Source organism: Psychrobacter communis (assembly GCF_014836505.1).
GTDB lineage: Bacteria > Pseudomonadota > Gammaproteobacteria > Pseudomonadales > Moraxellaceae > Psychrobacter > Psychrobacter faecalis.
In genome coordinates, this window is the sequence record NZ_JACSQR010000004.1 from 91,183 (window position 1) to 115,381 (window position 24,199).

Genomic DNA, 24,199 nt, shown 5'->3' on the forward strand with positions numbered 1-24,199 from the left:
GACGCATATTCGTGACAAGCAATATCTATAAAAACACCGTTTATTTATCGATACCTATATTGATAGCCCATTTTTTCAACTTAAGAGGACATATTATGCGTAATACATTAGTGGTTGCAGCATTGGCATCAGGCTTAGCATTGAGTGGCTGTACAACTGATCCAAACACTGGACAGCAACGTCTAAACAAAGCCGCAATCGGTACACTAGCTGGCGCAGCTGGCGGCGCTGCTATCTCAAAAGCCACCGGTGGTGATAAGACTGGTCGTGATGCGGCTATCGGTGCTGCACTGGGTGCAGGCGTAGGCTACTACATGGAGCGTCAAGCGAAGCAGCTAGAGCAGCAAATGGCGGGCACTGGCGTTACGGTTACCCCAAATCCAAACGGCAACATTGACTTAGTCATGCCAGGTAACATTACTTTTGCTTTTGACAGTGCTTCGTTGAACCCATCGTTTAGACCAACGCTTGATAAGCTTGCGGCAACGATGAATGAATATAACCAAAACACAGTTACGATTGCTGGTCATACTGACAGCGTAGGTAACCCATCTTACAACATGAACTTGTCACGTGATCGTGCTAATTCTGTGAGAAATTATTTGGTTAATCGCGGCGTAGCTTCTAACCGTATCAACGTAGTTGCTTATGGTCAGACTCGTCCAATCGCTGATAACAGCACGGATTATGGTCGTCAGCAGAACCGCCGCGTTGAGCTAACGGTAAATGCGCCAAGCAGCGTTCGTTAATCGCTACTGATATTTAAAATATGATGTAAATTAAAAAAGACTAACTCCACGTTGGTCTTTTTTTTGCCTAAAATTCGTCTAATATTCAAAAAATTACATTTGATAATAGTTATCAATAACATTATAATTTGCAGGGGTTAAATTTGTCAGCCTTTAGCGGGTGTTTAAATTTAGCTAGAGTTTAAATGGATTTTATCGTATTGAAATTATAAATCTCTAAGCTTTCCTTTTATCACTTTATCTTTTATCACTTTATCTTTTATCATTTTATCTAATGTATCTCATCGAGGATGTGTATGAATATCAGCCCAGCGATAAGCCGTAAAATTTTACCGACTACTTTAGCTGCTGCATTGGCAGGGATACTGCTAGTATCAGGATGTACCAAACAGTCTGATGAGACCACAGCGTCAGAGGCGCAAACCGACGTTCAAGCAACCCAAAACAGCGACAATAAAACGTCTTCGGCTGCTGATCAAGCGCATATCGATCGATTGTTGATTAGCTATGCTGATATGGCGCACGCCGCCTATAAAGATTCTTTGGAAACTGCCCAACTTTTACAGACAGCAGTGAACACCTATGTAGACACGCCGACCCAAGCCAATCTTGACGCTGCAAAGGCTGCCTATAAAGCCGCGCGTCAGCCATATTCACAGACTGAAGTGTTTCGCTTTGACGAAGGCTTTGTGACCGCTGATGATAAACGCGCGCTTGGTAGCGTTGATGGCTGGGAAGGACAGGTAAATGCTTGGCCGCTAGATGAAGCTTTGATTGACTATGTCAGTGACAGTTATGAGGGTGAATATAACAGTCAGGATAATATTATCAATAGCGAGAGCATCATGGTTGGTAGCATCAAGCAAGATACCAGCACCATTACGCCTGACTTGTTGGCTGAGATGAATGAGATTGGTGGTAGTGAGGCCAATGTTACGACTGGTTATCATGCGATTGAGTTTCTGCTGTGGGGACAGGATACCAATGGCGTTGGTGAAGGTGCAGGTAATCGTCCAGTGAGCGACTATATAACGACCGAGGGCGAATGTACCAGCGGCGATACGACAAACCCAGATGTGAGTATTTGCGAGCGCCGTGGACAGTATCTAAAAGCGGTTACTCAGTTATTGATCGATGATTTGACCGCGATGGAAGCCCAGTGGCAACCTGATAGCGAAAACACCTTACGTAGCGATATGATGGCCCGTAAAGACAAAAACGGTCTGCGTCAAATCATGTATCAAATGGGCAGCTTAGCACTTGGCGAGCTAGCTTCTGAGCGCATACAGGTGGCGTTCGTCACTGGCTCTACCGAAGATGAGCATGAATGCTTTAGTGATTTGACCCATTTGAGCTATGCCAATAATGCCCGCGGTATTCAAAATATCTTTAATGGCGGCTATAAAACCGTCGCTGGCAAGACAGTAGGCGGTTATGGACTAAAGAATTATCTTGTCGATACCGGCAATAAAGAAGCGGCTGATAAACTTGCTACTGATTTTGCTAACGTCGAAGCAGCGTTTAAAGTCATCGTTGAAAAAGCCGAAAAAGAAGGCATCAAGGTCGATCAGATGATTGCAACCGTAGGTCAAGCCAGCAAGCACGGTATTTCTGCTGAAGAGCAAAACAAACGCCGCGGCTGGATTGAAAGTAGTATCGCAAGCTTACAACAGCTAACCGATGGTATCGAAAATGCAGCAAAAGCCGTTAGCATTGATAATTTAGACGCTGATGCAGGTTCACAGTTTTAAGTAGGCCTTATTTAAAAGAGCGCTTATTTAAAAGGGCAGTTATTTAAAATGGAGCTTTTGATTTTAATTTAGGAAGCCTTAATAGCCTGTATTTATGTGCCTGATGAGTCGTTATCAGTGAATGAGAATTATTTTTATAGAAAAATAATTTGGGTATAATATACACGTTGTCGACCGCTGTTGGCAGCGTGTTTTTTTATAGCGCAGCAATGATTTATCGAATTAAAATATTTATTGACTAAAAATGCTTATCAAATAAAAGTGAAAAAATTATAGCACGCGTTTTTTATGGTTCCATACCAGAACTAAGGTTCCCTATGAGTAGCAGTAATGTGTCAACCGCCAAACAATCTACCGCGTTTTATTTTCCTTTAATATTTAAAAATTCGCTATTAAAGCTATCGCTAGGAGTGACATGCGTGCTCTCATTAAGCGCCTGCCAGCCATCTCCAACGGACGACACCGCCAATAATAACGATAATAAAGCCCAAGACAGTAGCTATTTGCAAAATATAACGCCTGAGCGTGCTCAAACGATTGAAGCGCTAGCGGGCGTGCCTATGCAGCAGCTTGCCAGATTTGATGCGCAAGAAATCAAACAAGGTGGCGATACAGGCATTAGTATCACCACGAGCGAAAGCTACTCTAAACCTTCTTCAAATATCACCGCTTCGCGTAAGGGGTCTTTCTTTATCGGCAATGCGTTTTTTAGGCAACCTTGGGTGGTCGCGCCGGCGAGTACCGATAGCCGTGATGGGCTTGGCGCTTTATTTAACGTTGCTGCCTGTCAATCTTGCCATATCAAAGACGGTCGCGGTCATGCGCCGACGAGAAGTGATGACGATGCCGATAGCTTGCTGATTCGCCTTGCGATGCCGGCGACTACCGAAGCGCAGCGCCAAACGCTAAAAGATTCCTTGATTGAAAAAGTCGTCCCTCCTATGTATGGCGGTCAGCTGCAAGATCGCGGTGTGCAAGGCGTCCCTGCTGAAGCCCGAATTGTAGTACAGTGGAGCGATAACCCCGTTACCTTTGCTGATGGTCATGTCGAGACCTTGCGTGCGCCAACCTTTAATCTGACCAAACCCGGTTATGGTCCATTTGATGATGCGCTGATGGTATCGCCGCGGGTAGCCTTACCGATGATTGGGCTTGGACTACTCGAACAGATTCCAGACGACGACATTAAAAAGCAAGCAATCAATGCAAATGAAGCTAATAGCGATATTAGCGGTAAATTTAATATGGTGATGGATCCGCAAACGGGTAAAGTGGCATTAGGACGCTTTGGCTGGAAAGCGGGTCAAACCAAGCTGATTACTCAAAACCAAAGTGCGTTTAATGAAGATATGGGGCTGACATCGAATATCCGTCCGCATGAATCGTGTATGCCAGCGCAGACCGCTTGTGTGAATGCCACAACAGGTGCTGATGAACAAGGTAATGGTAAGCCGCCCGTCGAAGTCAATGATGAAGTGGCAAAGTTCGTCGAATTTTATACCCGTAATCTGGCGGTGCCGCATCGCCGCAACGCCGAAGACAAGCTGGTATTGGCAGGTAAAAAACGCTTTTATGATATGGGCTGTCAAAGCTGCCATACGCCGCGTTATCAGTTGCCAAAAACCGACGATGACCATCTTGAGCAGCACGGCCAAGTGATTTATCCTTATACCGATTTATTGTTGCATGACATGGGCGATGGCTTAGCTGATCGCACCATTGCGGGTAAGCTACCATCGAAAGATTTACAGGTTGAGTTTTTAGCCAACTCTTATGAGTGGCGTACGCCTGCTTTGTGGGGCATTGGTCTTGCGCAAACCGTCGATCCACAAGCGACGTTTTTACATGATGGGCGCGCGCGTACTTTGATGGAAGCGGTACTTTGGCATGGCGGCGAAGCGGAAAAGCAGAAGCAAAAAGTACTTAAGCTTGATAAACAAGGACGCAGTGAGTTGAATGCGTTCTTAAAGTCATTATAAAAATAAGCGTATGAGTGTTAAAAGCGATGGTTATTCAACGTAAGAAATACCAAATTAAATAATTACTTATATCAATATTCATCCAAATACTGAGAAATCTATGAAAATAAATCCTGCTTTAGCAATGGCATTATCAGCGCTAAGTGCTGGTATTCTAATTAGCTGCGTCAAACCTGCGGAAGAAAATAAAGTATCAGAGGTAGATAGTCAAGTCGCCCAAGAAAGTGCTACTTCTACTACTCCTGACAAAAAAGACAATAATGCTGAAAAGATTAGCGCTGTTGATATTAGTCCTGATACCGAAAAAACCTATCTGACCCACGTGGCAAATGACATTGTCATTCCAGCCTATGCAGATGCCGCAAAGCAGAGTGATTTATTGCATGATTTGGCGAAGAAATCTTGTCAGCAAGCGCCCGTGAGCGGTGATGCGCTAAAAGAATTGCGCGACCAATGGTTGGTGCTCGCACAAGCTTGGGCAAGCGCTGAGATGGTTAACTTTGGACCAGCGACGGCGAGCATGAGTAATTTATATATCAATTACTATCCTGATGAGCGCGGACTGGTACATAGCGGGGTCGCTGACTTGATTGCTGCCAATCCCAAGCTTACCGCCGAGCAGTTGGCGAATGAGAGCGCCATCGTTCAAGGCGTGCCAGGATTAGAAGAAGTGCTTTATGCCAATGATAGTTTGGATGCTGGGCAGTGCGCTTATGTGATGAGCGCGAGCAATGCTTTGAGCACACGTCTAAAAGATATCGAGAAAAACTGGCAGCAAAATGCCACTGATTTACTAGCAATTGATAAAACCGCCGAGAGCGATCAAGGTTTAAACCAATGGTTTAACTCGTTACTATCATTGGTTGAGACGATGAAATCTAACGCTATCGACCAGCCATTGGGTTTAACTGCTAAAGCAAAAGGTCATTTGCCAGCTGCAACCGCTGGACAAAGCCGCGCGATTATCACTGCGAAATTGGCAACCTTAAATCAAGCAATGACTGACCCTGTTTTGACTGCTATTCTTGGTGGCAATAATGAAAATGCAGTGGCGGATAGTCTATCGACCGCGCTTGCCGATACCACGACATTACTGGCACAAATGCCGGAAGATTTAGCGACTGCTGATAAAGCGACGCAGCAGGAACTACTTGATCATCTCACGAGCATTACGCGCATTATTAAGCGTCAATTGATTCCAACCCTTGGTCTGCGCGTTGGCTTTAACAGCACCGATGGCGATTAAAAAATGTACTCTCTCGATACTAAAACTGCAGGTAAATCACAAGAGCAGCAGCCTAATAATGAGCTGCTAGTAACATCTGCATTGACCACGCTTTCTGCTGTCATGGGTACAGCCGCGCTTGTCGGTATCCACCATCGTTATCGTAAGCACAAGCAACCAGATGCCAGCTTATGGGATTATGTGGCAGGTATGGGCGCGCAGTTGCAGTTGATAAACTTGACGCCTAAACGCGAGCTCGTGCAATTTTGCCACGCTTGTCAGCAAGCGGCAGTTGCATGGCAGCAAGCTTATCATTCACACAGAGATGACGAGCAAAACACCAAGTCTTATAGCGTAAGCGACTTTAGCACAGCACATACGACCACAATACTACCGCGACCAGTCTGCTGGGTTAGCGGCGTGGCGTCTATGCCGAAAAACATCGTCTTAGCAAATAATGATAGCGCTGATGCCAGTCATAATGAGCACGACTTCGGCGTGGTTGGTATCGACGCCGATAGACAAATCGTTTGGCAAACTACCATGCCCGAACGCGTGCATGATATTGTCGTTCAACCTATTTCTGATAAGCAAAAGTTTTCTGCTAAGAATAACCAAGCACGCGATGTGGTGGTGATGGGTCGGCGCCCGAGCGAAAAGTTTTGGGTACTAGACACGGCAACTGGGCAAGTAAAGTTTGCTATTAAAGCGTCTACGCATCGTCATTTTTATGGCCATGCTTGTTATAGCTTAGATGGTAAACTGCTCTACGTGACCGAGAATGACACGTTAAGTTTAGACGGTAAAGTTGGCATTTATGATGCCTGTGATCATTATAAAAAACTAGCAGAGTATGACTCGCATGGTATCGGCCCGCATGAGCTGATTATGCATCCTGATGGCGAAACGTTGGTGATTGCCAATGGCGGTATCAAAACCGAGCAAGCGTCGCGTGAAGAGCTTAATTTAGACAGTATGCGACCGTCATTGGCTTACCTCAATCGTCATACTGGCGCGTTACTTGAGCAGATTATGCCTGAGCATAATCAGATGAGCGTGCGTCATCTCGCCATGCATGACGTTGGTACGGTGATGATAGGTATTCAGTTTCAAGGCGAAAAGCATATCAATGTGCCGTTAGTATTGACCCATCAACGCGGTGAGTCTGATTTTAAACCCCTTATTATGCCCAATGATCAATGGCAACGTTTCCACCAATATATCGCTAGCGTCGCGGTTGATAGTGAGCATAACCTATTATGTGTGACCACGCCAATTGGCGGTTGTGCGGCGATTTATGACTTAAATACTCGTACATTGATTGATAATATTAGCTTACCAGATTGTGCCGGTGCAGCAGTGTTGCCAAATCTGAATGCTGACAAAGCTGGCGTTAACAATGCCAATGCCAATGTTAAGACTAAGGCTAAGGCTAAGGCTAATGCGCACTCAGGTTTTATCGTTAGTGATGGACAAGGTCAGTTAACCGCGTTAACTGTTAATCATTTAGCAACTGCTGAACTTGCTAGAGTAGATAATGTTGAGCGTATTTTTATCAACAGCAAATATCATCTGATGTCGTTTGACAATCACTTGCAAGCGCTCTGAGCATGAATGTGCTGTCACAGTATGATTCGCCCTTATTAAATAGCGCTATACGTTGTTTGGCGCAAGCGGATATTGAGCTACACATCAGCAAAAAGCGCGTTAAAAATATCAATTTTCGCTTAAAACCGCATAAATTAATGGTCTCTGTACCCATCTCTCTTAGCTCAGCGCAAACTGTTCAGGCGATAGAGAAACGCGTGCCTTGGGCAATCGCCAATCATGCGCACGTATTAGAACGCTATAAACGTCAGCAAATCCCATCACAGCAATCTATAAAAGAGACTTCAACTGCCGATCGCACACTGCTATTGTGGGGCGTAGAGCAATCATTCACCTTAAACCACGATAAAAAAATTGCCTACTATCGGCAACATCTCTCTGAAGTAATGCCTGCATTATTTAATAAATGGCAACCGATTGTCGGCGCTTATGCTAATGAAATACGTCTAAAGAAAATGCATACGCGCTGGGGCAGTTGCAATACCCGCGCCCGGCGAATTTGGTTGTCCGTCTATCTGCCAGCCTATCCTATCGAATGCACCGAATACGTCATCGTCCATGAGCTGTGTCATCTGCATCATGCCAATCATAGCCGTGCTTTTTGGCAAACGGTGGCGACGGCAATGCCCGATTACAAGCATTGGCATAATATGTTGGCAGGTAAAACAGGGCAGCTAGACTAAAGTAGGAGCTACTGCTAAATAACCAGATATCATGCCTTAATCTGCTAAGATAAGGTTTTTTATCGAAACAAGGATGTGCTATGGAAAATGTCAATCAAGCGCAGTTTTGGCAGCAGCGTTATGAAGAGGACAGTATCGGCTGGGATATGGGGCAAGTGTCACCACCGCTCAAAGCTTATATTGACCAGTTGCCTGAACCTGCTAAAGAGCAAGCGATTTTAGTACCGGGCGCGGGCAATGCTTATGAGGTCGGTTATCTGCATGAGCAAGGGTTTACCAATGTCACCTTGGTTGATTTTGCCCCTGCGCCGATTGAGGCTTTCGCAGAGCGCTATCCTGAATTTCCAGTAGCGCATTTGGTCTGTGCTGATTTCTTTGCGTTATCGCCAGCGCAATATCAGTTTGATTGGGTGCTTGAGCAGACGTTTTTTTGTGCCATAAATCCTGCGCGCCGTGATGAATATGTGGCGCAGATGGCCGCATTATTGAAACCGAATGGTAAGCTGGTTGGGCTGCTGTTTGATAAGGATTTCGGACGAGAGGAACCGCCGTTTGGCGGCACGAAAGCTGAATACCAGCAGCGTTTTGCACCCTATTTCGATATTGAGACTATGGAAACAAGCTATAACTCGCATCCTGCGCGGCAGGGCAGTGAGCTGTTTATTAAGATGCATGTAAAATCTTAATCTCACGCTTGATGTTTTGCCGGGCTTGCTTTTCTAACCTGTCATAATAATAATCGGTTAGGTAAAGCTTCAGGTGCGCCAATAATCCTGTTAATACGGCTATACGTCCAACGCTATAATCTGCGTTTGAGACATGCGCATATTCTTGCCGAACCGCTTGGGCATACTGCTCATACTCAAGCCAAGATGCTCCCAAAATACTCAAATCCATATCTAGTAAATAAGCGGCATCGAAGTTCTTTTGGGCGTTTGAGCAGTCAGCAAGTTTATGATTGGCCGTCATCATAATGAGCGCATAAATATGTTGGCACTGCGCTGCCGATACATAAGGGCGTAGCGCTTTTACGGCATATTCTGCACTTTTTAGCTCATTATCTGAGCGCGTTGGCGCATATATCACGTCGTGATAAAATAGTGCCAATGCGATAATATGCGGCTCATTTAAAACATGCTTAATCTGCTCAAACTGCGCAAATAATTGCTCAATATGCTGCAAGCTATGATAAGTACGCTGGTTTTCGTTATAACGTATAGCGATATCTTGCCAAAGATTGTTAACTTTTTCTGGCTCAACAGCGCTATTAATAGCTGTCAAATGCTGCGCAAAAACCTTACCAAGCTCAGTCTCTATGTGCGCAAAAGCCTTTGTCATTTAATTTCCTTATTCCTCATCCTTTTTAGCCAACTTCCATTCACCACCAGTCATTTATTTTTTATGATCTGCCTCTTCAAATGCTTGTTTAAATAATTGCCCAAGCAAATTAACATCATCAACGCGGGCATAGTTTAAGCGGGTGACAAAAGCGATATGACGATGTGGCCCTTTTTCTGCTAATGGCACTGCGACTGCATTTTGGTTTTGCAAATGCAGCTGATCGAGTGCCATTTCTGGCACCAAGGTCGTGCCCATATTAGCCAGTGCCATTTGTATTAGGGTGTTCAAGCTGGCATCAGAAAAGCTTGATTTCATTTGTGCGCGGTCGAAATGACAGACGGTCAAGGTTTGATCGGTCAGACAATGTCCTTCGCCAAGTAACATCAGATTGGCGGTTGCTAGCTCATCGGCGTTAATTTTTTCAAGCTTGGCATGGACGTCATCCTGTGGAAAGACCGCAAAGAAATCTTCCGCCCAAAACTCAAAGGTATGCAAACCATCGACCGCATAAGGCAACGCAATAATGGCGGTATCAATATGACCATAGCGTACCTGCTCAAGCAACCGCTCGGTTTGCTGCTCGATAACCGTCATGCGAAATTCAGGGTAATGTTTGCGCAGCGCAGGTAGGACTTTTGGCAGCAGATACGGCGCAATCGTCGGAATGATACCAACCGTCATCGGGTACGCAAGCGGTGATTGATGGCTGTGCGCGCGCGTGGTCAAATCATTGACTTCGGAAAATATACGCTGCGCCCGCGTCAAGATATCCTCACCGATAGGCGTAATCAAAACTTGCTTATTATTACGCTCAAAAATCTGCGTATCTAGTTGTTTTTCTAACTCGGCGATACCCAAACTCAGCGCTGATTGTGAAATATTACAGTCTTCTGCTGCCCGTTTAAAATGACGATGTTTGGCAACCGCTAAGGCAAACTCAAGTTGACGTAAAGTAATCATAAAACCTCTCTATGAATGGGTTTTGAACGCCATTTGTTTTGGGCGTTTATCTTGTGTACTATAGCAATTTAATGCCGATGTTCGTACAAAAAAAGCCGTTAGAATAGTTTAACAAGTTTAATAAAACAAAACATCACATTAAAAACTTTTAACTGGATTAACCATAGAATTCGCGTATAGTTTGTCTTGTAACCCAGTTAATGAGCGGGTTAATCAAAACCTACATCCAAGAACACCAATTAACTTAACAACAATCAATCAAAAAAGGAGCCAATCATGGCGTCAATTATCAATCAAGAAATTCCAGAGTTTTCAGCAGAAGCGTTTGTAAACGGTGATTTCAAAACCATCACTTCAGAAGACGTAAAAGGCAGTTGGGCAATCTTCCTATTTTACCCAGCTGACTTTACCTTTGTTTGCCCAACTGAACTTGAAGACATGGCAGCCCATTACGAAGAGCTTAAAGGCTTAGGCGTAGAAGTGTACTCAGTATCAACTGACACACATTTCACACATAAAGCATGGCATGATTCTTCAGAAGCTATCGGCAAAGTCACTTATCCAATGATTGGTGACCCAACTGGCCGTATCACTCGTGGCTTTAATGTCATGATCGAAGAAGCCGGTTTGGCAGAGCGTGGTACTTTCTTAGTAGACCCAGATGGTAAAATCCAAGTCGCTGAAATCCATGCAGGCGGTATTGGCCGTAGTGCAAAAGACATGCTACGTAAAGTAAAAGCGGCACAGTACGTTCGTGATAACGACGGCGAAGTTTGCCCAGCAGCTTGGGAACAAGGACAAGAAACCCTTAAACCAAGCCTAGATCTAGTTGGTAAAATCTAAGGATATACTTAGATAACTTACTATTTAGACTAGCGAAAAGATAAGTATAAAATTTAATAGTGAGTTTTCGTTTTTAAAAGAAAACGCTATTAAATAATGACTTAAAAACGCCCCATCGGTTTTGATTGATGGGGCGTTTTTTTGTCTATTTTTTATAGGCAGATATTTAGAGATAGATAGTGTTAGGACAAGATTACAGGCTGTCTACAGATTGTCACCTAAGTTCATTCGATTTTTATCACAGAATGCTTATGATTTAAAGATATCTACTTCAACATCCATTTAAGTAGCATTATAAGCGTCATTAGTAAAAACGATACATCAATAATTTGATTACTTGCGATCAGGTTGAATGTTCTTTGCTTGCTGCCATCACAGTAGAGGCGACGAAACACTCATCCCAGTCGCACAGAAATGGTTTTACATTTAACCTATTATATAGATCGGTAATGAAAAGAGGATATTATGAGTAACGATAAATCATCTGCTAAAGAATTTCCGAAACAAGAACAATCGCTACCAGGCTCGCAGCAAGAGCAGCACCCAAGCCCTAAGGTGCTGCCAAAAGAATATCCAAATGGCAAGCTTGCTGGAAAGGTTGCTATTATCACTGGCGCTGATAGCGGGATTGGGCAAGCAGTAGCAATATTATTTGCCAAAGAAGGCGCGGACGTAGTGGTCAGCTACCTATGTGAAGATGACGATGCCAAGATGACCAAAAAGCACGTAGAATCTTACCAGCAGCGCTGCTTACTGGTGGCGTCAGATTTATCAGAAGAAGCTAACTGTCAAAAGCTAATCGATACTGCCATCGCTGAGTTCGGCAAAATTGATATTTTAGTCAATAACGCTGGGATGCAGGTTGAGCAAGAATCGCTCACCGATATCAGTAGTGCGCAATTTGATAAAACTATTCATACCAATTTTTATCCGCACTTTTGGTTGAGTAAATTTGCCTTACCACATATGCCAGGGGGTAGCTCGATTATCAATACCACCTCTATCACCGCTTATCGCGGCAGTGACCATTTGATTGATTATGCTGCCACTAAGGGCGCGATTTTATCTTTCACCCGCGCTTTAGCCAATAATTTAATGAGTCAGGATAAAGGTATCCGCGTCAATGGCGTCGCACCCGGTCCTATTTGGACGCCGCTTATTGTGGCGTCATTTACCCCTGATGAGATAGAGAAGTTCGGTCAAAGCACGCCGATGGGCCGCGCCGGTCAGCCAAACGAGGTCGCGCCTGCTTATCTATACTTGGCCAGTGACGACGCAAGCTACGTTACAGGACAGGTTATCCATGTAAATGGCGGCGAGATTGTCGGTGGATAAAGTGAGTAGATGAGTGCTTCATTAAGTAAATGGTTAGTTAAGCCAATGCTCATCGAGCGTTTATTGACTTATATTGATTTAAGTCCAATAAAAGTCGCGGCAAAAAATAGCGGCTTGGTTCGATAAGCAAGTAAGCATCGCACCAAGCCGCTATTGAATCAGTTAGCGTTATAAACTAAAGCGTTTACACCGCAGAATTGAGTTTATTTTTATCGATTATTTTATAAATCTCATCTTTTAAGTGCAGCTTTCGCTTTTTCATTTTTTCTATTTCTTCGTCACAGCTGGCGTGCGTCACCAAATCCTTATCGAGCTGGTTGATTTGCTGATCAAGCTTGGTATGCTCATCAAAAATGGTCGCAAAGTAGCTGTCTTTTTGCTTAAGTTCGCAAATAATATCTCTGTTGTCTTGCCATGTATCAGTCTTTCTCATGTTGTCATCCTTGTTATGAAGCGCAGGCTTAGTAAAGCCATAGCGCATTTTAGTTAAGAGTGCTCTGATGAATTTATATGATTGTGAGACTTCAGTCTTACCAAGCCAAATCGCAATTCAGCTCAGTTTTGAACAGGCTTGTGCGCAGCAGAAAGGGCGTTTGTTAACGACAACTAGCAGTCAATCTGCCGACCGGTAAATAAGAGTGTTTCTTATTCGCCTCATCTGATTGTAGCGAAAAAATTTACCCGATACCATGACTGTCATGGATTTTCTTTGATTGGTAGTTTTAAAATTAAATAATAATATCTATATATGATTTGTTTTATTAAACATAAGGTTTGAGTTTATCGGCTTGCATGGTACGTCCAAAGCCTTGATAATAGACGTATCAAAGGTGGTAAGCCAAGTGTTTATGGCTTTTTAAATCAGATACTTAGCTTGTCACCAAACCCTATTCAAATGTGCAGCGATATAGCTGACGTTACATATCTGATAATAATGAGGAACAAACATGATAGATCAAGGTTTATTAGAAGCAGTCAAAAGCTATAGTGAAAACATGACCCGCCCCATTACCTTTGTATTGGGTAGCGGCGAACATAGCAAACGTGCTGAGCTGATTGATTTTTTGACTAAAATCGCTGGTACCACAGATAAGATCAATTTTGATGCAACAGCAACCGATAACAGCTTACCAAGTCCGATTAGCTTTAAAGTCGTCAGTCATATTGATAATGCATTGACCGATACGGGGATCGTTTTTAGCGGTATTCCGGGTGGCCATGAGTTTACCTCGTTGATTTTGGCGATTTTGCAAGCGGGCGGTCATACCTTAAAACTGGATGAAGGGATTCAAAAGCTGATTAAGCGCTTTAATAAGCCGCTACAGTTTCAGACTTATGTCTCTCTGTCTTGCCACAGCTGTCCGGATGTGGTGCAAGCGCTGAACCAATTTGCGCTGCTCAACGATGACATCAGTAATGAGATGATTGATGGTGCCTTGTTTCAAGAGCAAGTCGAAGCCAATAATATCCAAGGTGTACCAGCGGTATTTTTAAATGGTAAACCTTTTGCTAATGGTAAAATCGATACGGCTAAATTGATTGAGAAGTTACAAGAGCAGTTCCCTGATTTATTGAGCGAAGTGGCTGATGACGCTGAGCAGTTAGAGCAGCAAGACGTAACGATTATCGGTGCAGGCCCTGCTGGTGTGGCGGCGGCGATTTATACCGCGCGTAAAGGCCTAAAAGTTACTATGGTCGCCGACCGAATCGGAGGACAAGTGAAAGACACGCAAGATATCGAGAACTTAATCTCTGTGCCTTTAACAACCGGTAGTGAGCTGTCAGCGAACTTTGAAAAACATTTGCACGAATATGACATTACGCTCAAAGAGCATGTCAGCGTCAAAGAAATCAGTGAAACTGAAGAAGAAAACTACCGTATTCATCTAAATACTGGCGAGACGTTTGAGACACGCAGTATTATCTTGGCGACTGGTGCTCAGTGGCGTAAGCTTGGTGTCCCGGGTGAAGATGAAAACGTCGGTAAAGGCGTTGCTTACTGCGCGCACTGTGATGGTCCGTTCTTTAAAGGTAAAGACATCTCTGTCATCGGTGGCGGTAACTCAGGTATTGAGGCGGCGCTAGACTTGGCAGGTATCGTTAAGCATGTGACCGTCCTTGAATTCGCCGATGAGCTAAAAGCGGATCAGGTATTGATTAATAAAGCCAAAGAAAAAGCCAATATTGAATTTATCACTGGAGCAGCGACTCAAGAAATCAAGGCCCAAGATGGTAAAGTGACGTCTATCGTTTATCAAGACCGTAGCAGCAGTGAAACCAAAGAGCTTGATGTTTCAGCAGTGTTTGTGCAGATTGGTTTGGTGCCGAATACTGAATTTGTCAAAGGCTTTGTTGATCTAAACCGCTTTGGTGAAATTGAGATTGATGAGCGCTGCCGCACCGACCGCAAAGGTATCTTTGCTTGTGGTGATGTCACGACCGTACCATTTAAGCAGATTAATATTGCGATGGGCGAAGGTTCAAAAGCCGCATTATCAGCGTTTGAATACTTAGTTATGCAGTAAGTTATTTAGCTTTACCGTTAGTGTTAAAAGCCATCTCAAATGAGATGGCTTTTTTTTGTGCTTATACAATCAGTTTTTATTCCGAATCAACGCAATCACGGGCAGCGCAACCACATACATCAACACACCATATACCGCAGCAGGTAGGGCGATGACCGGTAATGTGCTGACACCCATAATGATAGGTGCCAAGGTAATCGCAGTTGTGCTGTTTTGAATACTGGTTTCTATCGAGATGGTTTTGGTATCAAACCAGCTGAGCTGCATGGCTTTAGAGGTCAGAATACTTAAGCCAAACAAGATGACAATGATAAAGACCAACTCAAACCCAATAGACGCCAATTGCTCTTGTAGTAATTGCCAGTTGGTCGCAATAGCAGCAAAGACGATTAAGACAAAAAACAGACTGGCTAAGCCATTTAGAATGCCGCTTCTACGTACCATAAAGTCAGTAAATTTATAACGCGCGAGCATACCTAGGGTCACAGGTAAGGTAGTCAGTAAAAACATCACCACGCCGATTTTTAGCGCGCTGATAGAGCCTGCTTGATCTTGCATAAAGTGATTAAAAGCCAGCGTAATTAAGATAGGCAGTGTCACCACTGATAACAGGCTCACTATGCCCGTGAGTGCCACTGACAGCGCCACATTACCTTTAGCATAGTAGGTGAGCATGTTGCTGGTCACACCACCTGGGCAAAAGCTAATCAGCATGATACCAAAGGCAATAGCAGGTGGCGGCGACATGACTAAGACGACCACTAACGCAACCAAAGGCACAAAAATGACTTGGTTGATTAAGCCGACAATAAACGCTTTTGGGTGATTAACGATGACCTTAAAATCACTTGGCTTAAGCCCCGTTCCTAAGGTAAACATAATATAGGCAAGTGCTAGCGGCAATAGCGCCAACGCATTATTACTCATGAAACATTCCTTGTTAAATGAAAAGTCATACTTGAATGACTTTTTTAAGAGCTCACATTCCTTGTAGCGCTATGTTTCTTAATAGCCTCTAAAATATAGCCTTTAATATCATAGAAGCCCATATGTTTATATGGGCTTCTTGGTTTATTGCTTTAAGTTATTGATTGTGATATCAGTCATCCAACAAATCCATACGCTTTGCCGCCTCATAAATACCCGTTGAGCGGTTACCGGTACGGCAAAAAATCAGTACTGGCTGCTCAGCTTGATTAAAAAAGTCAGCAAACTCTTCGACATGGTTTTGGTTAAGCTCACTACCGGCGAAAGACACTTCTTTATAAGCAAGTCCTGCTTTTTTAGCAGCGGCTTCAATCTCAGCACTGGTTGGTTGATTCGGCTCTTCACCATCTGGACGGTTGTTAATAATGGTTTTAAAACCGTTTTCAGCAATCATGGGTACTTGATCAGGGGTGATTTGTCCGGTAATACTAACTTGATGGCTCATAAGAGCTCCTTTTATTTTTTATATTAAAAATGAGTTATTTGATAGGCAACTAAACAGCCTAATCTGAATGGATAGCTTTCTAAAGATGAAGTGTGTAAACGGCACAGCTACTTTATAACTGGCTTTTACAGCTACCTTTATAGCAAACCTTGCATCAATGCACTTTGATAAAGCAGTTTGGCGCGTGCGCCCGTGCCACAAAACATCAGGATGGGTTTGGGCATGGTGCGATAAAAGGCTGCAAACTGCTCGACAGTCGCCATGCTTAAACGCTCGTCATCAAATGGTAAATGCTGATAAGTGAGGTTGGCTTTTGCCGTCGCACTGCTAAAATCACAGCTATTCGGCTGCGTTTCTGTCTCAGCGTCAGGTCGAATATTGAGCACAGAGCGGTAGCCAAGCTCGGCAATCTTGACGCATTGGCTTGGGTAAATTTGCTTATAAATGGTTAAATCATCGGTCATAAGTAGCTTAGGTCGCATATATTAAATGGCGTTAGAATTTCTGGTGTTTCTAGAGACAGTAAGTTGTAAATCTAATAGTAATTTAGCATAACACAGCTTTTATCATATCTATCTTTTGTCACTGATGTTTTGTCACAAACAATCTCTGTCATGATTGATTTAAGAGGAAAATTGGTTACTTATGAGTTAAACATCTTTAAGCGCATTGACCGCATCCATGGTACTTAAATAAACCTGCCCTGATAGATGGGTTATGACCGGTGTGTTTTCAATAATGTCCATGACCGGTCCCTTAATAAAGCTAAAGCTTAAGTGCTTTTTTTGATTCAACAGTTCTTGATTGAGGCTGATAAGCATCTCTTGGCCGGTCAAGTCAATATGATTGACCGCCGACATAATAAGAATAATCTCATGCGCTTCTGGGTACTGCCGCGTCGCTTGTATGACCCTGCGATGCACGGATTCACTATTGCCAAAAAACAAGCTTTCATCGATACGCAACATCAATAAATTGCTAAACGTCACCACATCATGACGATTGATATTGCGAAAATGTCCCGTGCCCGCTAGCTGACCAACGACGGCGACATGCGGTTTGCTCGATTGCCAAATTAGGCTGGCAAATGACACCATCAAACCGATGACCAAGCCAGTATTTAGCCCAAATATCAGCACACCGATAAATGCCGCCAAAAAGCTTGCTGCATCTAGGCGGTCGCGTTGCCATGCGGACTTTAAAGTCGCCATATCAATGAGACCGACAATCGATGCCATGATGGTCGCGCCCAACAAAGCATAGGGCAGAGGTGCTAATAAATTGCCAAAAGCGATTAACGCTGCAATCATGATCAGTATCGTTACTAAACTTGCGACCGGCGTTTTGGCACCTGAATCAGCATTCATTGCGGTACGTGAAAAGCCGCCAGCGACCGTAAAGCTTTGAAAGAATCCGCCCGCCATATTGGCCATCCCCAAACCAGTAAGCTCGCGATTGGCATCAAAGGTTTCACCGCGCAGACGTGCATAATTGCTAGCAACTGAGCTGCTTGAAACAAAGATAATCAATGCCATTAAGCCTGCGCTCGGTAATAGGTTGAGCGCTTCATGAAAATCTGGCACGTATGGTAGGGTAAAAGTAGGCAGACCCTGCGGAATAGTACCAATCGTTGCCACACCGTGCGTTGTCCAATGTAAGCTCATGCTTAACACGATGGCAAGAGCAAGCAAAATGAGCGGAAATAGACGTTCAGCCCACTTAGCATAAGAGGCTGACAGCCAAGAGCGCCAAACCCATTTGCTCGCATAACGGTTGGCAAATAACAGCGTAAAAGCAATCACGCCGATGATCAAGGTTAGCGGATGCAGCTGGTGGCCATACATCTGCATACTCGATAAATAACCGATAAGGCCATTACCTGCAATAGGAATCCCCGTCAGATACTTAAGCTGACTGACAAAAATCAATACCGCCGCGCCACTGATAAAGCCTGCCGATACGCCGCGACTGATAAACTGCATAATCCAGCCAAGCTTCAGCCTTCCCGCCAGCCATAACATCGTGCCAACCATCAAAGACAGTAAACTGGCCATTAATATATATTGCTGCGTGCCATCATTGGCATAAGGGTGCAAACTACTGGCTGTCATAATCGCTGTAATGGCGACAGGCCCTACGGCTTGGACATTGCTCGAGCCTATCCAAGCATATACCAGCACGGGTACAATGGCCGCATAGAGTCCATAGACCGGCGGCAACCCTGCTAGCACCGCATAGCCTAGGCTTTGCGGAATGACAAGCACGCCAACGACTAAGCCCGCGATGATGTCAGTCGGCAGGGCAGACAGCTGATACTGACGCAACCAAGTAGGAATCAGACGAGCAGCGATAGAAGGCATGGCGATATGTCATCACGATAAGAAAGTTAAAAATAGTTAAAAACCAAACGCGCAGTTAGGCGTCTGTTTTGGCACAAAAGCGCTCATATAATAACTGCAATACCGATAATGCGTCCTCACTTGCGATACTATAGTAGATTTGCTTACCTTCACGGCGGGTCGTCACCAGCTCGTCTTTACGCAAGATACCTAGCTGCTGCGATAAACTTGGCTGACCGACACCGACCAAGCCCTCAAGCTCACTGACACAGTATTCACCTTGTGTCAGCTGACATAAAAGTAATAAGCGGTCAGGATGCGAGAGCGATTTTAATAACTGGCTGGCTTGCATGGAAGCTTGTTGCATTTGCTCTGCAAGGTCTTTGGGCGCAAAGTCTGCGACGTTGGCAGATGCAGGCTTGCCAGTGGGGGTGGTGGTTGTGCTCAATGCTGAAGTTGAAGTAGTCAGAGCGAGCTCCTTATAAAAGATATAAATAGAAAAAGCAGAGTTTATAGATAAGTTATGGATATATATAATTAATTATCAATGATATTGCGATTTATAGCAAGTTATCATTATTTACATTATATAAATTGATAAAATGTATAATGATTGCTATAGTGCTGGTAGTGTTAGGCAGAAGCATAGGAAATATAGGCAACACTAGGGATAGATACTATAGATCAGCAGCAAATACCATAAATAAATGCCCATTATACGGAACAATATCTTAAAAACTAAAACATTCCTATACAAGTAAAGAGGTAGCCATGCAAGTTCATTCTTTCTTACATAGCGACACAGAGACTTACACTCACGTACTCGCGGATGTGCAACAGCAAGTGTGTGCCATCATCGATCCTGTACTGGATTTAGATGCCAAATCCGGACATACGGATACCGCGAGTGTCGATGAAGTGATAGGATTCGTTCGAGAGCAGGGCTGGACGCTGGTTTATATTATAGAAACCCATGCTCATGCCGACCATATATCAGCTGCTATCCATGTAAAAGATGAGCTTGGCGGTAAACTGGTCATCGGGCAATATATCACCGAAGTGCAAAAAATATTTAAGCAAATCTTTAACTTTGATAGCAGCTTTCGTACCGATGCCAGTCAGTTTGATATCTTGACCGATGAAGGCGAGACCTTGACGCTTGGCGGTATTACGATTACTGCTATGTATGTGCCTGGTCATACCCGCGCGGATATGGCGTATCTTGCCGCTGACGATGAAAAAACCGTGGTCTTTGTCGGTGATACGCTATTTGCCCCAGATGTCGGTACAGCGCGCTGCGACTTCCCCGGAGGCGACGCCAAAACCCTGTATCAGTCTATCCAAAAATTGCTCGCACTGCCTGACGAAACCATCATGTATCTGTGTCATGACTATCCGAGTCAAGGTCGCAAGCATTGCCCAACCACGACGGTAGCCGCGCAAAAGCTTGGTAATATCCATGTCAAAGAGGGTATCAATGAAGCGGAGTTTGTCGAGATGCGCGAGCGCCGCGATGCCACGCTAGAGATGCCGCGGCTGATTATCCCATCAGTACAACTCAATATCAATGCCGGACATTTTCCAGAACCCGAAGACAATGGCACCCGTTATCTAAAAGTGCCACTTAATGCGCTTTAGGCAGTCATGCGTTTGATTTATTTATCCAAGATTGATATGTAATTAATAGGTAAAAAATACGCAGACCGTTACGCAATCACAATACGTGCAACGGTTATCTTGATGCTAGTCTATTTATGAGAGCGTTACTAAGACGCCCGCCGCTGTTATTTTTAAAGGAGTTGTATTATGAGTGAGCAAAACTCTCATCTAGTCTGTCCGCATTGCAGTGCCACCAATCGCATACCTGCAGCGCGCCTTAATGCAGCACCGAAATGCGGCAAATGTGGTCAGCCATTATTAACGGCCACTCCACATGAACTCAATGCGCAAACGGTTAGCAAAGTTATTCAAAAAAATGAGGTATTGACCATCGTTGATTTTTGGGCGAGCTGGTGCCAGCCGTGTCTAATGATGGCACCGCAGTTTAAAGCCGCAGCCAGTCAGCTGCCACAAGTGGTGTTTGCTAAAATACAAACCGATAAATATGAGCAAGCGGCGGCACCTTATAATATTCGTAGCTTGCCGACGATGGTGGCCTTCAAAAACGGCAAAGAAATCGCGCGCCAGTCTGGAGCCTTACCAAGCGATCAAATCGTACAGTGGGTAAGAAGCTTAAATGCTTAATCTCAGACTGAGTTAATGCTCATCATGATTACAAACCAAAAAGCCAATATGCTTATCGCGTATTGGCTTTTTTTGTAAGAGACTTTCAAAACTATGAAACAGGTATGAATGATTACTCACCATAAATCTTAATACCATTGGCAAAGCTACAGCGCTGGATACGAGCAGATTGGATAATGGCATCACGCTCACCATAAAGTCGCGATAATTTGGCATCACGGGCTTTGGTATTATTACTTTTACCCACGCCAAAGCTGATATTAGGTGAGATACCCCAACGTCCAGCGGAAACCCCAACGCCGACACCTGAGGCGGCTATGGTAGATTGCTCATTGCGCGCTGCATTGACATAGCGATTAACACGGCTATATTCTTGGCTTAGTGCTTGGCAGTCATAACTTTGGTAGGTGCTTGGTGGTACGTATTGCGGAGTAATATTACCTGTTGAGGCGCAGCCTGAGAGAGCAAAAACGCCAGCTGTGGCGAGTAGTGTTGCTGCAGTAAGAGTTTTCATAATGGCTCCATAAGGCGACGTTGGGAGGTTGATATCTATTTAAGATAGCAAAAAAATAGCGATTAAGATATTGAAAAATATAACTTTTAACGACTCTTAAAATAAATTACCCGGCTTGGTAAAGGCGAGTACCAAGATGCCAACATAGGCGATACCCGCGATAAGAATGCCGGTTTTTCTTTGACTAGGCGTGGCTTTATCATTAAAGGCTTTAATACTGGCACTGAGTGCGGCAACCAATAAGATAACTTTAGCAAATACCCACTGTACTGGCGCATTGACACTCATGAGTTGCACGAGCATGCCAGCCCCTGAAATAATAATGACGGCATAGAGAATATGGGTCGATATTTTTACCGCAAATGGTGGCTTTTTGTTTGCGCTTAGTACCACATAGCTTTGGTATAAAAACAGCGCAATCAACAAGACGGCCATGAGCATATGTAGATGTTTCATTGGATAGGGTTTCCTTTAAAGGTGCCGTTTGCCAGCTTATCTATGTTATTTGGGAATAGCGTTAAGACTGATTTTTGAGACTAACTTTTATTTCGCCCTGCGCATAATGGGCTGTCAGGGCTTTGACCTTGCCATTCTGTTGGCGTATAAGCATGGATAGCCAAAGCGTGGATTTGACCACCTTGTGAGGTCAAAAGTGGATTTGCTAGATTGTACACGAGCTGATGCCGCGCCACCAAGCGTTTGCCTTCAAAGGCATCACTGACAATGGTCAGTTTAAAATGACTTTCTTTACCGTCGAAATAACCGGCATGGTTCATTGATTCATTCACCAGTTCAATATGCTGTGCTTGCAGGGCTTGTAGTTCATTATTTAGGGCGTCTGCAGTCGGCGTATTTGTTGTCATAGTTATCCTCGTCATTTTAATACTTGGCCTTTTAATTGGCTGATGGTACTTATTATAGCAGACCCTGATATTTATGCTGCAATGCCCTCTATGCAAGTGTCATGACACGTTAGTTATGCGCATAAAAAAGCAGAGCGCAACCTTATTACGCTCTGCTTTTATCGTCCATTATTGTCGTCTATTGCTATTTACTATGAATACCATTTGCCATTAAATTTTAACGACGTGCTTTTTGATATAACGGCATTACCTTAGGCATCAATGATTGCAATTGCGCAATTCGGTTGCTGCTGGTTGGGTGAGTACTCAAAAATTGTGGTGGCTCACCTTGACTGGCGCGTTGCATTTTTTGCCACAAGGTAATCGCGGCTTGCGGGTTGTAACCTGCACGTGCCATCAGCTCAAGACCGATTTGGTCAGCTTCTGCTTCTTGCGTGCGGCTGTGCGGACGGCTTAAACCTAAGTCTCCTGCAACGTTAGCAAGCTCAGCCTGACCTTGCGATAGACCAAAAATACTGGCTGCGACACCGATACCCGTTTGCGTGGCATATTGACGCGATAAGCGCTCGCGTGAATGCTCACGTAGGGCATGAGACATCTCATGACCCATAATAGCGGCGATTTCGTCATCGCTAAGATTTAAGCGATCAATGATACCGGTGTAAAACATAATCTTACCACCTGGCATCACAAAGGCGTTCAAATCGTTAGACTTAATGGTGTGAACTTCCCACTGCCATTTCGCTGCGTCAGGACGATAAACGCCCACTTGACCAATCAAACGGTTAGAGATATTTTTTAAACGATTGAGCTGGGCCTTATTGGTATCAAGCAAACCGCGTGCGCGTGCTTCTTGGATATTTTTATTGTAGCTTTGCGCTGATAGTTGCTGTACTTGCTCGCTAGAAACCAAAAGCAACTGCTGACGGTCAACGCCGACAGCGCCGGTACTGGTGGTACTTGAGCAACCAGTCAGGGTCAATGCCGACAAAGATGCCGCCATGATGGTGGTGGTAAATAGCTTCTTCATAAAACGTCCTCGCTGTAAATATATAAAAAAATTAAACAATATTGAAATTAAAAGGGTCGCGGTAAAGATGGTTTTTTATTAAAAAAGGTTAACTGATTAAAAACTTGTCATGCCTGCTGATCTACCGAAACGATAAAGCTCTACCGCAACTATCTATCGTTAGGCATAAGTATAATAATGTTGGCAAGTGAAAACCTAGACAGAAAAAGTAACAATAGGCAGTAGGATTGTAAATACGTTAAGTGCAAGTTTGCTACGCGTTTATAGTAGGCGTCATAAAATTTGCTACGATTTCTAAATATTTTAAATTTATAGCGTTATTATTAGGAATTAAAATAGTAATTGAAATCAATAATATATATGTTTTCTTGCCTTGAAAACCACTCAAAGCTTCAGTTACGGGCTAAAAAATTGAAAAAAGCTATTGACACCTACAGAATATTTGCTAAAATAGCCAGCCTATCGAGACGTAGTCGTTGTTAACAATATTACGATTTGATATTTAGCGGGATTAGCTCAGTGGTAGAGCACAACCTTGCCAAGGTTGGGGTCGAGAGGTCGAATCTCTTATCCCGCTCCAAATATAGCTTGCAAAAGCACTAAAGCCTTACTTCTTATAAGAAGTAAGGCTTTTTTTTATATTTTAAATTTAGCACTTAACATTTAAAAGGCAAGTTTGCAGCGCTATTAAAAGCTTATAGATATATAGTCAGCTCAAAATAAAATTGTTATGGTTAGGACAAACATCATAAAACAATTTGGATAAGTCGTTTTCCAT

General features: G+C 43.8%; 24 protein-coding genes and 1 tRNA gene. 13 read left to right on the top strand and 12 right to left on the bottom strand.

What is annotated here, in order from left to right:
* The first annotated feature begins 95 nt into the window (after positions 1-95).
* From H9653_RS02900 to H9653_RS02930, 7 genes are all read left to right on the top strand, one after another.
* Positions 96-749 (top strand): OmpA family protein, encoded by a 654-nt coding sequence (locus tag H9653_RS02900; RefSeq protein ID WP_191690321.1) that lies wholly within the window; start codon positions 96-98, stop codon positions 747-749.
* Positions 750-1,045: 296 nt separating this feature from the next.
* Positions 1,046-2,500, top strand: a complete 1,455-nt coding sequence (locus H9653_RS02905; RefSeq protein WP_191690323.1) for an imelysin family protein — start codon at positions 1,046-1,048, stop codon at positions 2,498-2,500.
* A gap of 317 nt (positions 2,501-2,817) precedes the next feature.
* Positions 2,818-4,479: a di-heme oxidoreductase family protein gene (locus H9653_RS02910; protein WP_191690325.1), complete on the top strand. Its 1,662-nt coding sequence runs from the start codon at positions 2,818-2,820 to the stop codon at positions 4,477-4,479.
* Between the two features lie 100 nt (positions 4,480-4,579).
* Complete coding sequence (locus H9653_RS02915) at positions 4,580-5,725, top strand: imelysin family protein (RefSeq protein ID WP_191690327.1); 1,146 nt, start codon at positions 4,580-4,582, stop codon at positions 5,723-5,725.
* A gap of 3 nt (positions 5,726-5,728) precedes the next feature.
* Complete coding sequence (locus H9653_RS02920) at positions 5,729-7,312, top strand: DUF1513 domain-containing protein (protein WP_191690329.1); 1,584 nt, start codon at positions 5,729-5,731, stop codon at positions 7,310-7,312.
* 2 nt (positions 7,313-7,314) lie between these two features.
* On the top strand, positions 7,315-7,995 hold the full coding sequence (locus H9653_RS02925; protein WP_191690331.1) for a M48 family metallopeptidase: 681 nt from the start codon (positions 7,315-7,317) through the stop codon (positions 7,993-7,995).
* Positions 7,996-8,075: 80 nt separating this feature from the next.
* Positions 8,076-8,681: a methyltransferase domain-containing protein gene (locus H9653_RS02930; RefSeq protein WP_191690334.1), complete on the top strand. Its 606-nt coding sequence runs from the start codon at positions 8,076-8,078 to the stop codon at positions 8,679-8,681.
* Here the strand turns inward: H9653_RS02930 and H9653_RS02935 are convergent.
* Both H9653_RS02935 and H9653_RS02940 read right to left on the bottom strand, forming a co-directional pair.
* Complete coding sequence (locus tag H9653_RS02935; RefSeq protein ID WP_191690336.1) at positions 8,659-9,333, bottom strand: HD domain-containing protein; 675 nt, start codon at positions 9,331-9,333, stop codon at positions 8,659-8,661. The genes H9653_RS02930 and H9653_RS02935 overlap by 23 nt on opposite strands.
* A gap of 54 nt (positions 9,334-9,387) precedes the next feature.
* Positions 9,388-10,296 (bottom strand): hydrogen peroxide-inducible genes activator, encoded by a 909-nt coding sequence (locus H9653_RS02940; RefSeq protein ID WP_068407545.1) that lies wholly within the window; start codon positions 10,294-10,296, stop codon positions 9,388-9,390.
* Between the two features lie 276 nt (positions 10,297-10,572).
* On the opposite strand from H9653_RS02940, the gene ahpC reads away from it, so the two are divergent.
* Both ahpC and H9653_RS02950 read left to right on the top strand, forming a co-directional pair.
* Positions 10,573-11,139, top strand: a complete 567-nt coding sequence (gene ahpC, locus H9653_RS02945; RefSeq protein ID WP_191690338.1) for an alkyl hydroperoxide reductase subunit C — start codon at positions 10,573-10,575, stop codon at positions 11,137-11,139.
* A 465-nt stretch (positions 11,140-11,604) separates the two neighbouring features.
* Positions 11,605-12,474 carry a glucose 1-dehydrogenase gene (locus H9653_RS02950; protein ID WP_191690340.1) on the top strand — a complete coding sequence of 290 codons (870 nt, stop codon included), beginning with the start codon at positions 11,605-11,607 and terminating at the stop codon, positions 12,472-12,474.
* A gap of 184 nt (positions 12,475-12,658) precedes the next feature.
* Here the strand turns inward: H9653_RS02950 and H9653_RS02955 are convergent, their stop codons facing one another.
* Complete coding sequence (locus H9653_RS02955; protein WP_144296708.1) at positions 12,659-12,907, bottom strand: YdcH family protein; 249 nt, start codon at positions 12,905-12,907, stop codon at positions 12,659-12,661.
* Positions 12,908-13,421: 514 nt separating this feature from the next.
* Here H9653_RS02955 and ahpF point away from each other — a divergent pair.
* A complete protein-coding gene (gene ahpF, locus H9653_RS02960; RefSeq protein WP_191690342.1) occupies positions 13,422-14,999 on the top strand; it encodes an alkyl hydroperoxide reductase subunit F in 1,578 nt (525 codons plus the stop codon).
* Positions 15,000-15,068: 69 nt separating this feature from the next.
* On the opposite strand, the gene H9653_RS02965 is transcribed toward ahpF, so the two are convergent.
* From H9653_RS02965 to H9653_RS02985, 5 genes are all read right to left on the bottom strand, one after another.
* Positions 15,069-15,926 (bottom strand): bile acid:sodium symporter family protein, encoded by an 858-nt coding sequence (locus H9653_RS02965; RefSeq protein ID WP_191690344.1) that lies wholly within the window; start codon positions 15,924-15,926, stop codon positions 15,069-15,071.
* A 172-nt stretch (positions 15,927-16,098) separates the two neighbouring features.
* Positions 16,099-16,431, bottom strand: coding sequence for a TIGR01244 family sulfur transferase (locus H9653_RS02970; protein ID WP_191690346.1), 333 nt, complete (start codon positions 16,429-16,431; stop codon positions 16,099-16,101).
* 137 nt (positions 16,432-16,568) lie between these two features.
* Positions 16,569-16,895, bottom strand: a complete 327-nt coding sequence (locus H9653_RS02975) for a beta-lactamase hydrolase domain-containing protein (RefSeq protein WP_191690348.1) — start codon at positions 16,893-16,895, stop codon at positions 16,569-16,571.
* Between the two features lie 186 nt (positions 16,896-17,081).
* Positions 17,082-18,791: a SulP family inorganic anion transporter gene (locus tag H9653_RS02980; protein ID WP_191690350.1), complete on the bottom strand. Its 1,710-nt coding sequence runs from the start codon at positions 18,789-18,791 to the stop codon at positions 17,082-17,084.
* 55 nt (positions 18,792-18,846) lie between these two features.
* Positions 18,847-19,218, bottom strand: coding sequence for an ArsR/SmtB family transcription factor (locus H9653_RS02985; protein WP_313474222.1), 372 nt, complete (start codon positions 19,216-19,218; stop codon positions 18,847-18,849).
* 323 nt (positions 19,219-19,541) lie between these two features.
* On the opposite strand from H9653_RS02985, the gene H9653_RS02990 reads away from it, so the two are divergent.
* Complete coding sequence (locus tag H9653_RS02990) at positions 19,542-20,408, top strand: MBL fold metallo-hydrolase (protein WP_191690352.1); 867 nt, start codon at positions 19,542-19,544, stop codon at positions 20,406-20,408.
* A 168-nt stretch (positions 20,409-20,576) separates the two neighbouring features.
* The gene (trxC, locus tag H9653_RS02995) at positions 20,577-21,014 is read left to right on the top strand and encodes a thioredoxin TrxC (RefSeq protein ID WP_191690354.1); all 438 of its coding nucleotides are present in this window, start codon (positions 20,577-20,579) and stop codon (positions 21,012-21,014) included.
* A 112-nt stretch (positions 21,015-21,126) separates the two neighbouring features.
* On the opposite strand, the gene H9653_RS03000 is transcribed toward trxC, so the two are convergent.
* The 4 genes from H9653_RS03000 to H9653_RS03015 form a co-directional block, all read right to left on the bottom strand.
* Positions 21,127-21,528 (bottom strand): hypothetical protein, encoded by a 402-nt coding sequence (locus H9653_RS03000; protein WP_144296702.1) that lies wholly within the window; start codon positions 21,526-21,528, stop codon positions 21,127-21,129.
* Between the two features lie 96 nt (positions 21,529-21,624).
* Complete coding sequence (locus H9653_RS03005; protein WP_068407573.1) at positions 21,625-21,984, bottom strand: SirB2 family protein; 360 nt, start codon at positions 21,982-21,984, stop codon at positions 21,625-21,627.
* Positions 21,985-22,064: 80 nt separating this feature from the next.
* Positions 22,065-22,391, bottom strand: coding sequence for a BolA family protein (locus H9653_RS03010; protein ID WP_404814800.1), 327 nt, complete (start codon positions 22,389-22,391; stop codon positions 22,065-22,067).
* A gap of 217 nt (positions 22,392-22,608) precedes the next feature.
* Positions 22,609-23,421 (bottom strand): M48 family metallopeptidase, encoded by an 813-nt coding sequence (locus H9653_RS03015; protein ID WP_191690357.1) that lies wholly within the window; start codon positions 23,419-23,421, stop codon positions 22,609-22,611.
* Positions 23,422-23,926: 505 nt separating this feature from the next.
* Here H9653_RS03015 and H9653_RS03020 point away from each other — a divergent pair.
* A tRNA-Gly gene (locus tag H9653_RS03020) sits at positions 23,927-24,001 on the top strand.
* Positions 24,002-24,199: the final 198 nt, after the last annotated feature.

What these genes read in the sequence shown, in the direction of transcription:
- H9653_RS02900 (WP_191690321.1), top strand. Translation starts at nt 96, where the DNA reads ATGCGTAATACATTAGTGGTTGCAGCATTGGCATCAGGCTTAGCATTG.
- H9653_RS02905 (WP_191690323.1), top strand. Translation starts at nt 1,046, where the DNA reads ATGAATATCAGCCCAGCGATAAGCCGTAAAATTTTACCGACTACTTTA.
- H9653_RS02910 (WP_191690325.1), top strand. Translation starts at nt 2,818, where the DNA reads ATGAGTAGCAGTAATGTGTCAACCGCCAAACAATCTACCGCGTTTTAT.
- H9653_RS02915 (WP_191690327.1), top strand. Translation starts at nt 4,580, where the DNA reads ATGAAAATAAATCCTGCTTTAGCAATGGCATTATCAGCGCTAAGTGCT.
- H9653_RS02920 (WP_191690329.1), top strand. Translation starts at nt 5,729, where the DNA reads ATGTACTCTCTCGATACTAAAACTGCAGGTAAATCACAAGAGCAGCAG.
- H9653_RS02925 (WP_191690331.1), top strand. Translation starts at nt 7,315, where the DNA reads ATGAATGTGCTGTCACAGTATGATTCGCCCTTATTAAATAGCGCTATA.
- H9653_RS02930 (WP_191690334.1), top strand. Translation starts at nt 8,076, where the DNA reads ATGGAAAATGTCAATCAAGCGCAGTTTTGGCAGCAGCGTTATGAAGAG.
- H9653_RS02935 (WP_191690336.1), bottom strand. Translation starts at nt 9,333, where the DNA reads ATGACAAAGGCTTTTGCGCACATAGAGACTGAGCTTGGTAAGGTTTTT.
- H9653_RS02940 (WP_068407545.1), bottom strand. Translation starts at nt 10,296, where the DNA reads ATGATTACTTTACGTCAACTTGAGTTTGCCTTAGCGGTTGCCAAACAT.
- ahpC (WP_191690338.1), top strand. Translation starts at nt 10,573, where the DNA reads ATGGCGTCAATTATCAATCAAGAAATTCCAGAGTTTTCAGCAGAAGCG.
- H9653_RS02950 (WP_191690340.1), top strand. Translation starts at nt 11,605, where the DNA reads ATGAGTAACGATAAATCATCTGCTAAAGAATTTCCGAAACAAGAACAA.
- H9653_RS02955 (WP_144296708.1), bottom strand. Translation starts at nt 12,907, where the DNA reads ATGAGAAAGACTGATACATGGCAAGACAACAGAGATATTATTTGCGAA.
- ahpF (WP_191690342.1), top strand. Translation starts at nt 13,422, where the DNA reads ATGATAGATCAAGGTTTATTAGAAGCAGTCAAAAGCTATAGTGAAAAC.
- H9653_RS02965 (WP_191690344.1), bottom strand. Translation starts at nt 15,926, where the DNA reads ATGAGTAATAATGCGTTGGCGCTATTGCCGCTAGCACTTGCCTATATT.
- H9653_RS02970 (WP_191690346.1), bottom strand. Translation starts at nt 16,431, where the DNA reads ATGAGCCATCAAGTTAGTATTACCGGACAAATCACCCCTGATCAAGTA.
- H9653_RS02975 (WP_191690348.1), bottom strand. Translation starts at nt 16,895, where the DNA reads ATGACCGATGATTTAACCATTTATAAGCAAATTTACCCAAGCCAATGC.
- H9653_RS02980 (WP_191690350.1), bottom strand. Translation starts at nt 18,791, where the DNA reads ATGCCTTCTATCGCTGCTCGTCTGATTCCTACTTGGTTGCGTCAGTAT.
- H9653_RS02990 (WP_191690352.1), top strand. Translation starts at nt 19,542, where the DNA reads ATGCAAGTTCATTCTTTCTTACATAGCGACACAGAGACTTACACTCAC.
- trxC (WP_191690354.1), top strand. Translation starts at nt 20,577, where the DNA reads ATGAGTGAGCAAAACTCTCATCTAGTCTGTCCGCATTGCAGTGCCACC.
- H9653_RS03000 (WP_144296702.1), bottom strand. Translation starts at nt 21,528, where the DNA reads ATGAAAACTCTTACTGCAGCAACACTACTCGCCACAGCTGGCGTTTTT.
- H9653_RS03005 (WP_068407573.1), bottom strand. Translation starts at nt 21,984, where the DNA reads ATGAAACATCTACATATGCTCATGGCCGTCTTGTTGATTGCGCTGTTT.
- H9653_RS03010 (WP_404814800.1), bottom strand. Translation starts at nt 22,391, where the DNA reads ATGACAACAAATACGCCGACTGCAGACGCCCTAAATAATGAACTACAA.
- H9653_RS03015 (WP_191690357.1), bottom strand. Translation starts at nt 23,421, where the DNA reads ATGAAGAAGCTATTTACCACCACCATCATGGCGGCATCTTTGTCGGCA.